6 protein-coding genes are annotated in these 12,272 nt (G+C 32.3%); 5 read left to right on the forward strand and 1 reads right to left on the reverse strand.

The genetic code is table 11. The features are described from left to right. Nucleotides 1–35 precede the first annotated feature (35 nt). The gene (locus NQQ59_RS10925) at nt 36–725 is read left to right on the forward strand and encodes an SIMPL domain-containing protein (protein WP_144219168.1); all 690 of its coding nucleotides are present in this window, start codon (nt 36–38) and stop codon (nt 723–725) included. A gap of 64 nt (nt 726–789) precedes the next feature. Here NQQ59_RS10925 and NQQ59_RS10930 read toward each other — a convergent pair whose 3' ends face one another. Continuing rightward, nucleotides 790–2,160 carry a sensor histidine kinase gene (locus NQQ59_RS10930; protein WP_144219169.1) on the reverse strand — a complete coding sequence of 457 codons (1,371 nt, stop codon included), beginning with the start codon at nt 2,158–2,160 and terminating at the stop codon, nt 790–792. 325 nt (nt 2,161–2,485) lie between these two features. Here NQQ59_RS10930 and NQQ59_RS10935 point away from each other — a divergent pair, with 325 nt between their 5' ends. The 4 genes from NQQ59_RS10935 (at nt 2,486) to NQQ59_RS10950 (ending at nt 12,178) form a co-directional block, all read left to right on the forward strand. Further along, nucleotides 2,486–3,466 carry a YheT family hydrolase gene (locus NQQ59_RS10935; protein ID WP_144219170.1) on the forward strand — a complete coding sequence of 327 codons (981 nt, stop codon included), beginning with the start codon at nt 2,486–2,488 and terminating at the stop codon, nt 3,464–3,466. Nucleotides 3,467–3,576: 110 nt separating this feature from the next. Continuing rightward, a complete protein-coding gene (locus tag NQQ59_RS10940; RefSeq protein ID WP_144219171.1) occupies nt 3,577–7,272 on the forward strand; it encodes a two-component regulator propeller domain-containing protein in 3,696 nt (1,231 codons plus the stop codon). Between the two features lie 177 nt (nt 7,273–7,449). Continuing rightward, the gene (locus NQQ59_RS10945) at nt 7,450–10,419 is read left to right on the forward strand and encodes a SusC/RagA family TonB-linked outer membrane protein (protein WP_144219172.1); all 2,970 of its coding nucleotides are present in this window, start codon (nt 7,450–7,452) and stop codon (nt 10,417–10,419) included. A gap of 16 nt (nt 10,420–10,435) precedes the next feature. After that, nucleotides 10,436–12,178 (forward strand): RagB/SusD family nutrient uptake outer membrane protein, encoded by a 1,743-nt coding sequence (locus tag NQQ59_RS10950; protein ID WP_144219173.1) that lies wholly within the window; start codon nt 10,436–10,438, stop codon nt 12,176–12,178. The last annotated feature ends 94 nt before the right edge of the window (nt 12,179–12,272 follow it).

A 12,272-nucleotide genomic window follows, 5' to 3' on the forward strand; every position in this document is an offset into this window, starting at 1 on the left:
GAAAAGCCTTTAGTAAATATTAAAATTTAACAAAAATGAAAAAACTAGTATTATTTTTAACAATCATGTTTGTGACTATGTCTTACGGCCAGGAAATCAAACAAATACCTCTAATCAATGTAAATGGGGAAGGAAAAGTAAAAGTAGCACCTGATCAAGTTTGTATTTCAGCTACGGTTGAAACAAAAGGGAATAATGCTAAAGATGTTAAAAAACAAAACGACGAAAAGATTGATGCGGTTTTAAAATTCATCAAAAAAATGAATATTCCAACGGCAGATTTCAAAACAAAACAAGTTGCTCTTAATCCGCAGTACGATTATGAGAAAAAGAAAACTTCTTACAATGCTACACAAACAGTAGAAATCGTAGTTAAAGATTTAACGAAATACGATGAATTGATGGAAGGTTTGGTTCAACAAGGAATTAACAGAATTGACAGAGTTTCTTTTGAATCATCTAAATTAGCGCAATACCAATCTGAAGCTAGAAAATTAGCGATGAAAGATGCTAAAGTAAAAGCAGAAGAATATGTATCTGTTTTAGGACAGAAAGTAGGTAAAGCTTTTACAATTTCAGACAATTCTCAAGTGTATCATCCACAGCCGGTATATGCGGCAATGAGAATGAAAGAAGCTGACTCTATGGGCGCTTCTAATGAAACTTTAGCAATTGGCGAAATCGAAATTACTGCCAATGTGAGTGTAAGTTTTGTTTTAGACTAGAAAATCTAAATACCAATATTTAAAATCCAAATTCCAAATTAACTGGGATTTGGATTTTTTTATTTTAAACATTTTTTAATGGTAAAGTAAATTTGAAAGCGCTTCCTTCTCCAGGTTCGCTTTCTACCCAAATTTCACCATTGTGTAGCTTAATAAATTCACTGCAAAGGAGCAATCCTAGTCCGCTTCCTGTTTCATTTTCGGTGCCTTTCTGGGTCACTTTTGTATTAATTCTAAACAGGTTTTCTTTTATATAATCTGGAACTCCAATTCCGTTATCGGTAATAGATATCTTTGCTTCCTGATTTATTTTAAGGAGTTTAATTTTAATCTCACCATTTTTGTCTGTAAATTTAATGGCATTACCAAGTAAATTACGTAAAATGGTGCCTATCATATTTTGATCTACTTCGGCTTCTATAAGATCAGTAGATTCCAATACAAGATTTATATTTTTGTTTAAAGCAGCATTTTTGGTGAGTTCAATATTTTCTTTAATTAATGTATTTAAGAGAACTTTTTTAGGCGAAAACGTAATCATTCCAGTTTGCACTTGTGACCATTCCAAGAGATTTTCAAGTAGTTTGTAAATATTTTTATTGGAGTCATGCAAGGTTTCTGAAATCTCTTTAATTTCTTCCCGATCGTATTGTTCCATATTCTCCAATAAAATTTCTGAAAGCGAAACCGATGAGCCAATTGGACCTCTTAAGTCATGAGAAATAATAGAAAAAAATTGGTTTCTGTCGACCAATAGTTTTTGAATTTTATTGTCTTGTTTTTCTTTTACTAAAAGCAAAAATCCAACAATTCCAATTAGAGTTAAAAGAAGCAAACAAATACTGTACAAACTGTCTAAATTATCATTAGCAATAATAAGATTTTGTGGTTCTAGATATCTGTAAACTGTTCGTATAAGAATTAAGATTTCAAATCCGATATAACAAAGAACATAAAAGGTCTTAAAGAAACTTTTTTCTTTTTCTAAAAAATAAATGATAGTAGGAAGTAGATAAATAGCAAAAACGCCAGCTCCACCAATTACCACTCGAGTATTCATTGTGGCTCCTAAAAACGTAAATATGTTGAAGACAATGATTGCAACAGTGGTAATGGCTATTTGAATCCGATATTCTTTTTTAGCATTTGCTTTTATCAGAGATAACATGGCTATAGTTTCATAGCAACAGGCAGCAAAAATCATCGAATTTGCAATATTAATTGAAGCAAAATCACTAATGATATTTCGTAAAAGAGCCAAAATCCACGCCAGGGTAAGTACTAATTTTCCAACACCGAACCATTTTAAGATCTTTCTATTATCGATTGTAGCATAAGAGAAAGAATAACTGAAAATGAGAATGCAAGTAAAAAAGTTTCCCCAAAAATAAAGAAGAAATATGGTTTTGGGATCTACTGGTAAAAGTTGGAACATTGTTAACTTAATCGTGATTAAAAATCGTGGATGCAAATGTACGGATAAAAGACACAGTGGATTATATTTTTATATTGAAGCTAATGTTAAATTAGCGAAAAAATATGTTATTTGTCGTATTTTTTATACTTTTTATCGGTAATTTTTAATATTACATTAAAATTAACAGATTAAATCCTATAAAAAAAGTACAATCAGAACGTTGTAATTTGACAGTTTTGGTTTGGTAAAAAGAAACCATGAAAGATTAAAATAAAAAAAGACAGTTTAACTTTACATATAACTAGATTTCTTAAATTTGTAATACACCATAAATCTTTCTGTTATGCCAATAATTGAACAATCAGAATATAATTTTCCTTCTATTATTCATCGTAACAGGCATATTTCTACTATTTATGCGGCTTTGATTAAGAAGTTTGATGCGCCAGGGTATGTCAGAGAAAAACTGGAGTTAAATGATGGAGATTTTATCAATATCGATTTTATTATAAATGATTCCAAAAAGGCTGTTATATTATGTCATGGTTTGGAAGGAGATTCAAGAAGAACTTACAATAACAGTTGCGCAACTTATTTTCAGGAAAAAGGTTTTTCCGTTTTTGCCTGGAATAATCGTACTTGCGGAGGCGAAATGAACCGATTGCCAAGACTTTATCATCATGGTGCAGTTGACGATCTTAATGAAGTAGTTCAGTTTGCTTTTCAGAAAGGATTTGAAGAGGTTTATTTAATCGGATATTCAATGGGAGGTGTTCAGCTTTTGAATTATTTAGGATGGACAAAAATTGATTCCAGAATAAAAGCTGCTGTCTCGATTTCTGTTCCCACTCATATTGCAACAAGTGCCGAAGTGCTTAAACAGGGTTTTAATAAAGTTTATTTAAAGAACTTCACAATTGATATCAAAAGAAAGCTGAAATATAAAGCGGCACAATTTCCAGATTTTATAAATCGTGATCAAATTGATAAGATTTCTACTTTTGATGAAGTTGATCAGTATTTTACAGCACCGCTTCACGGTTTTGCAAGCCGTGATGACTATTACCAACGTGTTTCTCCAGAATTTTCTCTTAAAGATATTACAACTCCTGTTTTAATTATTAATTCACTTGATGATCCTTTTTTAGGGGAAAGATGTTATCCGAGAGCGATAGCTCAGGACAGTAATTATGTATATCTTGAAACACCAAAATATGGAGGACATTGTGCTTTTCCACTTAGAAATTCAACCTATTCCTACGCAGAAAAAAGAGCGTATGAATTTTTTAAATCTTATAAATCTGCCGAAACTAATCAAGCATAAGGGATTCGGGTAAAAAGGCAGTTTCAGGTAAGTGCTCCATTTTTAACTTAACATACAATTTATAATTAAGTAAAGTTGCGATTGTATCCTTGTAAGTTAAATTACAAGCGATGACTAGGATATTACTATTTTTTTACTTTTTCACAATATACTCATTTGGACAGCAGATTAAATTCGAAAATTTTACTACAAATCAAGGATTGTCCAATAATTCGGTAGTTGATGTAGAAAGCGGAAAAGACGGAGGATTATGGATTGCCACCTGGGATGGTTTAAATTATTTTGACGGATACAATTTTAAAATTTTCAAGAATAATTTTAATGATCCTAAAACGATTTCCAGTAATTATATCATGAAACTTCGAAAAGATGCAGAAGGCCAAATTTGGCTTCTCACAAATGAAGGTCATGTGAATAAATATCTTGGAAATGATGAGTTTCATGAATTTAAATTCAAAAGTAAACCTACAGATCTTCATTTGTCACACAAAGGAAACATTGTAGTGCAGACTGGTGCAAAGTATTATGAGTTTAAAAATAAATCGTTTGTCGAAATACCTAGCAACAGCATCAGAAAAAATGATTTTAAAAGTCTTAAAAATATCCTTTACCGAAAATATCCTAATATCATCATTAATGACATTCTAAAAGATAAAGCAGGAAATATCTGGTTTGCTACACGAGAAAATGGCTTGTATATTATTACAAATGAATCGGATGAAAATAATATACAGCATTTTACATCCGATTTATATGCTCCTTATTCTTTTAAAAACAATGAAATAGAAACCCTTCACGAAGACGATTTTGGAAACATTTGGTTAGGACAAAAAGACGGTGGATTAAGTATGGCATACAGTGGTTCTGAAAAAATAAATTCGGTTATGCCACATCCTGTCAAAGAGCCAAATCTTCCAAATGAGACTATTAGAGCTGTGACAAAAGACAGTAGAGGGAAAATCTGGTTGGGTTATTATACAAGAGGACTTTACAACTATAATGAAAATAGTCATTTTTTTGAAAAGTTTAAAATTGATAAAGCCGCTTCAAATCCAGATTGGGAAAGAATTCGAACTTTATTTACAGCAAGCGATGGGACGGTCTGGGCAGGAACGTATAAAGGAATTCTACGAATTTCAGATCACAATGTAACAAGTTATGAAAGTAGTGCTGTAGAGGGAACGCCAATTAACAGATGTTATTCTATTTATGAAGATCAAAGCAAACAACTTTGGATGGGATGCTGGGAAGGTCTTGCAAAATTTAATCTGATATCCGGAAAATTTGAGAAGTTTAAAGGGCAAGAATTACTGAATAAAAGCCATATACGATGTGTTAAGAAAAACAATCAGAATCTAATATTATCTACAGAAAATAATGGTGTAATTGTTTTTAATCTGACAAATGGAACGCTAAAAAAAATAACGACAAAACAAGGTATTTTAGGAAACAGTATTTATTCGGTTTTTGTTGATAATGAATCGGATAATTACTGGATCGCTTCTTTGGGCGGAGTAACGATCTACAATAAAAAAAAGGGCGTCGTAAAAAATATTACCGAATCTGACGGATTGCCAAGTCATATGGTTTACGGACTTATAGATAATGGCGATAAGGTTTGGGTAAGCACTACAAAAGGAATTGCTTCTATTGATAAGAAAAATTATGCTGTTACTCCCTATAATCCTGATTTTGGATGGCAGGCAACCGAATTCTCTGAAGGAGCTTACTATCAGGATTCTAAAGGGGTTTTGTTTTTTGGAGGTGTGGGTGGACTTAATTATTTTAATCCAAATAATATACAACCGAATAATTCAATAGCAAAAATAAAACTAAAAGTAGATGGAAGCGAAAATTATGCAACAGCTATTGAAAAAGGGTTTACAGATAATGAAATAAAAATCGAAGTTATCCCAATTTTGTTTCCTACTGGAAAAACGGATATTTATTACAAACTGGAAGGGAAAGATGAAGATTGGATTTTGTTGCCTTCAGATAAGAAAATAACGTTTTCTAATTTATCATCGGGAAATTACAGTTTATTGATAAAACAAGGAAAAGACGGAATTGCTGAACCGGCTTTTTTTACGCTTCATATAACAGAAGCTTTTTATGAATCTATTTTGTTCTACATCTTATTATCAGGATTGATATTAGTGGGATGTTTAGTGGCGATGTATCTTAAAAATAAAACCACACTTGCCCAGCAAAAGTACATGGAAGAACTTATTAAAGCCCGTACCGCTGTTATTGAAAATCAGAAAAAAAATCTGGAAGAAATTAATGCAGAACTCGATCAGAAAAACAAAAAAATTGTTGAACAAAAAGAAAAACTTTTGATTCTGCACAGCAATTCAAAAAATGGAAATTTTGAAATTGAAAAGTTTAAGTCTTTTATGCTGGCCGAGTTTCAGGAACCGATAGCCAAAATAATTAAGACTTCGGGTACTTTGAAGAAAGATACAGAAACACAACGTATTTTGATGTCAGAGTCGGGTAAATTGGTCAATCTTATTTCTGAATGGAATTATCTGGAACATGTTAAAGATTTAGGACCTGTCAAAGAAACAGCTGTAAATTTATTTCCAGTTTTAAAAAATAAAGTAGAAAAACTAAAAAAAGATTCACAATTAAACGAAGTAAATTTTAGTTGTGAAATAGACAATAAAGATTGTTTTGCTATTGTAGATGTATTGCGCTTAAAACTTTCGATTTTGTACTTCTTTAATGATTTGAGTAAATATTCAGATAAAGACAGTACGCTCCGAATAATGATTACTCATGAAAATGGTTTTATAGAAGTAAAAGCAGTTTCAGACAGTATTATATTAAAAAATAACTGGGATAACATTTTACATTACAGTCCTTATTTTAGAGCGCTTGAAGTTTTATTGCAGGATTTGAAAGGCGAAATTATTTCTTCGTCTGAAGAACAATTTCAAGCAAAATTGCGCATTCCAGTAGAAATTGTAGATTCGAATGCCAATTTTAAGGAAACAATTTCCTGGAAGAACTTTAATTATCAGGATCAGTTGTCTGCAGACAAAAAATGCCTTTTGGTTTTTGGAGATCCGTATAATAATATTGCTGCCAATCAGATTTTGGAAAGTGATAAATACAATTTGATTTTCGAAAGTTCAATATCGAACTTAAATGCGATCATTAAACAGATTGATATTTCGGCTTTGGTTTTTTATCAGGCAGAATTTTCTAGAGAGCTTATTAACTTTTTAAAACTAAATAAAGAAAATAACGCTGCCAAAATTCCTCTGATTTATGTTTCTGAAAATATTAATTACGAAGAAGACGAGCAATTATTAGAATTAGGCATTGATACCCATATTAAATTACCGGCTAGTGTATCCTTTATCAGTAAAAAGATAAATAGGTTGATTAATCAAAATATGGAGCCTCTTAAAGAGTACAAAATTCAACAAAAGATATTTGAGATTCTGACAGAAGATAACCAACACATTACACCAAATGAAAAGCTTTTAAAAGAAGCTTTAGAAATCATAAAAGAAGAATTGCAAAACCCTTCATTTAATGTCGAAATGTTGGTAGAGCAATTAGGGATTTCGAGAGTTAAATGTTATCGTTTGTTTAAAGAGACATTGAATCAATCTCCTTCAGATATTTTAATGTCACTTCGGTTACAGAAAGCAGAAGTATTATTAAAAACCAAAAAATTAAACATCTCTGAAATAAGTTTTGAGTGTGGTTACAATGATCCAAAATACTTTGGACGTTCTTTTAAAAAGTATTTTGGTAAAAGTCCGAAGGAATATAAAGAATATTCTCTGTAGTATTTTTGTTAGCCCTGTATTTGCAGAAAGTTAGCCTAATGTTAATGAACAAAATTCACCCTTTTTCGGTGTTAATTCTATCCTAAATTGAATTAAAAGTCCTCTTTTCAAAAACAAAAATCCTCCCTTTGGAGGGATCGTTAAAATACTTTTGGCAAAACAAAAAAAGTATTTTAAATGAAAAAAATTTATGCATTTCTAATTCTTGCCTTCGGATGTATGTCATACTCCTATGCGCAGATTAATGTATCAGGAATTGTAGTTTCTGATGTTGAAAAAGTGCCGGTTCCCGGAGTCTCTGTTTATATAAAAGGAGAACCGAAAGGAGCTGTTACAACAGATTTTGATGGAAATTTTAAAATTAAAGCACAACAGAATCAAGGTGTTTTAGTTTTTTCTTATGTTGGATTCCAAACAAAAGAAGTTTCTTTTTCAGGTACTCAAAAATTAACTGTTTCTTTAAAGGAAGAAGTGAGTACTTTAAATGAGGTAGTAGTAGTAGGTTACGGTTCTCAAAAGAGATCTGATGTAACGGGTGCTATTGGTTCTGTAAAAGCTGAAAATTTTAATAAAGGAGTTGTTGCAAATGCAGGACAATTGATTCAAGGTAAAGTTGCCGGAGTTAACGTTGTTGCTGCGAGTGGTGAACCTGGTGCAGCTCAAGATATTATTATTCGTGGAGCAGGGAGTTTACGTTCGGGAACTACACCACTTTATGTAGTTGACGGATTTGCATTGGACAATTCTGGAACAGGAGTAGCTTCTAATCCAATGAACTTTATTAATCCTCAAGATATAGAAAGTATTGAAGTTCTTAAAGATGCATCTGCAGCAGCTATTTATGGTTCGAGAGCAGCAAATGGAGTAATTGTAATTACAACTAAAAAAGGATCAAAAGGTCAGACGAAAATAAATCTTTCTATGACAACGGGACTTTCGACTTTGGCAAATAAAGTTGATGTTTTTGGAGCTGATGAATTTAGAAGACAAGTTGCAGCTGTAAATGGAACTTTAATTGATGGAGGAGCAAATACAGACTGGCAAGATGAATTGACTAGAACTGGAGTTTCTCAAAATCTTAATTTGTCTATGAGCGGTGGGACAGATAAATCTACTTATGCCGCATCATTAGGTGTAGATAACCAGCAAGGTGTTTTACAAAATAGTGATTTAAAACGTTACACAGGACGTTTGAACTTAAATCAGAAAGCACTTAATGACAAATTTAATATTGCTTTTAACATGACAGCAAGTAAGGTTGACAATGCAAGACCAGATGCTAGAACTGTAGTTGGAAATATGTTGACTATGAATCCTACGGATGCAGTTTATGTTAACGGACAACCAAATCTTAATTTAAGCAATGATATTTTAAATCCGATGATCAGTCAGAGCTTATATTCTGATAAAGCAATCAACAATCGTATTTTAGCAAATATTTCTCCATCTTATGAATTTTTAAAAGGATTAACTTATAAATTCAATCTTGGTGTTGATTATTCTATGGCAGAAAGAGATATTCAAGTTTTACCATATGCATCTGCTACGAATACAACTTTGGGTACTTTAAACAATATTACTAGTAATAATAATAATATTTTATACGAAAATACTTTGACGTATAATTTTAATAAAGGAGCCCACAGTTTTACTGTTCTTGCTGGTCAATCTTATCAGAAAATTCAAGTAAATCAAAAGAATTACAGTTTTAGAGGTTTCCCTAATAATGGTGTTGAACCAAAAAATCAGATTGGAGCGGCAAGTGAGCTTGTGAGTAAATATTCAACTGCGGTAGAAAATGAATTACAGTCATTCTTTGGAAGATTAAACTACGCATATGATAATAAATATCTTCTTACTGCTACTATGCGTGCTGACGGTTCTTCTAAATTTGGTGAAAATAACAGATACGGGTATTTTCCTTCTGTTGCCTTAGGATGGAATATTACAAAAGAAGATTTCTTAAAGGATTCTGAAACTTTAAACAATCTTAAATTAAGAGCGAGCTGGGGACAAACTGGTTCTCAAGAAATTCCTTCTAAAATTACTAAAGCTAGTTATACAGAAAGTAATTCAGGAAACAATACCTATCCTCTTGATCCATCTGCTGTAGATTTAGGAAGTTACCCATATGGAACAATCTTTACACGTTTAGCTAGTCCAGATATTCAGTGGGAGGTTTCAACACAAACAAATGTTGGTCTTGATTTTAGTTTGTTTAATAATAGATTATCAGGTACTGTAGATTATTTTAACAAAGTTTCAAGTAAATTATTACTTCAAATTGCACCTACAGATCCTATTCAACCTGTTCCAATGTACTACACTAATATTCCTAACATGGAAATTAAAAACAATGGTGTTGAGGTCGCTTTAGATTATAGCAGTGATAAAAGCCGTGATTTCTCTTATAGCATTGGAGGGAACATCTCTTTTACAAAAAACAGAGTAGAAAATTCAGCTTATAAAATATTAACTACAGGAGGTGCACAAGGTGGTGGACAATCTGGAGCAACTATTAATGGTATTATTAACAATCAGCCAATCGGTTCATTTTATATGCTTGACTTTGTAGGAATTGGACCAGATGGTTTAAATCAGTTTGCAGATACAAATGGAGATGGGCAAATTTTGGATGATGACCGTATCGTTGCTGGAAGCGCTTTACCTGATTATATCTACGCTTTCTACCTGAATTTAAAATATAAAAACTTTGATTTTGGAGCTAATTTCAATGGTGTAGGTGGTAACAAAATTTACAACCACGTAGCAATGACTTCATTCAATAGAGGAAATTTAGCAAATTCTTTTAACACTACAGATAGAGCTACTCAATATTTAAACGAAGCGTCTACAAACTCTAATACAGTTTCTACTAGATATTTAGAAAAAGGAGACTACCTAAGATTAAATAATGCTACACTAGGATATAATTTAAGTCCTAGATTAATTGGATTAGGAGATGTAATGGATAACATTCGTCTTTCTGTAACAGGACAAAACTTATTCGTAATTACTAAATACAGCGGTTATGATCCTGAATTAAATATGGGAACTTCTATTGGAGAAATTCAGTCTTTTGGTATTGACTATTTCAGTTATCCAAGAGCAAGAACCATTGTATTTGGTCTAAACGTGGCATTTTAATAAAAAATAATAAAACATGAAAAATAAAATAATAGTAGGAGCACTGGCATTCAGTTTATTATTTACTTGGAGCTGTACCGACTTAGAAGAAAAAATATTGGATGAATCCTTAAACGGAATTGGACAAGCAGAGGCAGTAAATGGAGCAATTGCTCCAGCTTATGGTCAATTAAAATCAACTTGGATACATACCAATAATTTTGGTCTGCAATTAATTGCAAGTGACGAAGGTATCTTACCTTACAGAGGTGGTACTGACTGGTATGATGGAGGTAAATATTTAGCAGTTCATGCACATACAACGACTCCAACAAATGATTTGGTAACAAGTACTTGGAATGAAATTACAATAAACCTTTCTAGAACATTGTCAGCAATTGAAGTTCTAACTCCTCTAGCTGCAAATGGAAATGTAGAAGCACAAGGAGCTCTTTATGAAATGAAAGCCTTAAGAGCTTATTTAAGTATAATGACCTTAGATAACTGGGGAGTTGTATTTAAAAAAGAATCATCTACGATAAACTCTCAAATTATTCGAGGTGAAGAGGCAGTTAATTATATTGAAAGTGAACTATTGTCTGTTGCTGATGTAATCAACAAAGATAAAGGACCAGGAAGAATGACACAATCTGCAGTTTGGGGGCTTCTTTCAAGATTGTATTTGAATGCAGCCGTATATCGTGATCCTTATGGAACTCCTACATTTTCAGCTGCTGATATGGATAAGGTAATCAAATACACAGATAATATTGTGAACTCAGGTAAATTCAGTTTATCTCCTGAATATTTTGATTTATTTGATGATAATAACAATTCAAATAAAGAAGTAATTTTTGCATTGGATCAGCGTGGTGTTATCAAAGAAGAGCACAATCGTTGGGCTTATTGGTCAATTCCTGGATCAATGTTCCCAAGACCTGAAAAAATCGATGCTGACGGAACTGACGGACCTGCTATTACATCTGATTTTTATCAAACATGGGTTGATGCTTACGGATCTGTAGATCCTGCTAATGCTGACGCAAGATTTTATAAGAATAATGCAAAAGTACCAGATAACTTAAAAGATCTTACAGGACTTTCTCCGTTAAATGATGAAAATCACTACTACTGTGTAAAAGCAGAAGAATTTGAAATCGACAGAGGAATTATGAGAGGCATTCCTTGGGCTGCAAGAAAAGATGCTAACGGAGCATTTTACAAATGTGATACAGGATACAGAATTTATCCAGTTAAACAAATTAAAGGAAACGGACCTGATAAAAACGTTGGATACGTAAACCTTACTTTGAAAGTAGATTTTACAAGAGAAGGGAGTATGCACTATTCTGGTTATAGAGTTTCTAAATACCAATTCAGCCACACTTCTCCAGACGGAAATAACTTTAGTAGTGTAGATATGGTTTTACTAAGATATGCTGAAATTTTGATGATGCGTGCTGAAGCAAAACTTAGAAAAGGAGATACTGCAGGTGCATTAGCAGATATGAATACGGTAAGAACATCAAGAACGGCTCGTGCTCCAATTCCTGCTGCACTTCCAGCTATCAATTTAGATATTTTGTACAGAGAATACGGTTTTGAATTTTACTGGGAAGGTTTGAGAAGAAATACTCAAATCCGTTTCGGTCACTTTGAAGATAAATGGACTGAAAAAGCAGATACGGATGTTAATAAAAGATTGTTCCCAATTCCTCAAAAAGCAATTGATGGAGCGTCTAATACACCTGGATATTTAGTTCAGAATAAAGGATACTAGTTTAAGTTTGTTTTTTTACGTTAAGTGTTGAAGACTGCTCTTTGTTTTGTTTATTTTTTATAAGTAAGCAGTCTTTATTGTGTTAGTTGTTAAA

The sequence above is a fragment of the Flavobacterium panacis genome (genome assembly GCF_024649945.1).
Lineage (GTDB): Bacteria > Bacteroidota > Bacteroidia > Flavobacteriales > Flavobacteriaceae > Flavobacterium > Flavobacterium panacis.

Excerpts from the sequence above, each read along its gene's own strand:
- NQQ59_RS10925 (WP_144219168.1), top strand. The coding sequence starts at position 36 with ATGAAAAAACTAGTATTATTTTTAACAATCATGTTTGTGACTATGTCT.
- NQQ59_RS10940 (WP_144219171.1), top strand. The coding sequence starts at position 3,577 with ATGACTAGGATATTACTATTTTTTTACTTTTTCACAATATACTCATTT.
- NQQ59_RS10945 (WP_144219172.1), top strand. The coding sequence starts at position 7,450 with ATGAAAAAAATTTATGCATTTCTAATTCTTGCCTTCGGATGTATGTCA.
- NQQ59_RS10935 (WP_144219170.1), top strand. The coding sequence starts at position 2,486 with ATGCCAATAATTGAACAATCAGAATATAATTTTCCTTCTATTATTCAT.
- NQQ59_RS10950 (WP_144219173.1), top strand. The coding sequence starts at position 10,436 with ATGAAAAATAAAATAATAGTAGGAGCACTGGCATTCAGTTTATTATTT.
- NQQ59_RS10930 (WP_144219169.1), bottom strand. The coding sequence starts at position 2,160 with ATGTTCCAACTTTTACCAGTAGATCCCAAAACCATATTTCTTCTTTAT.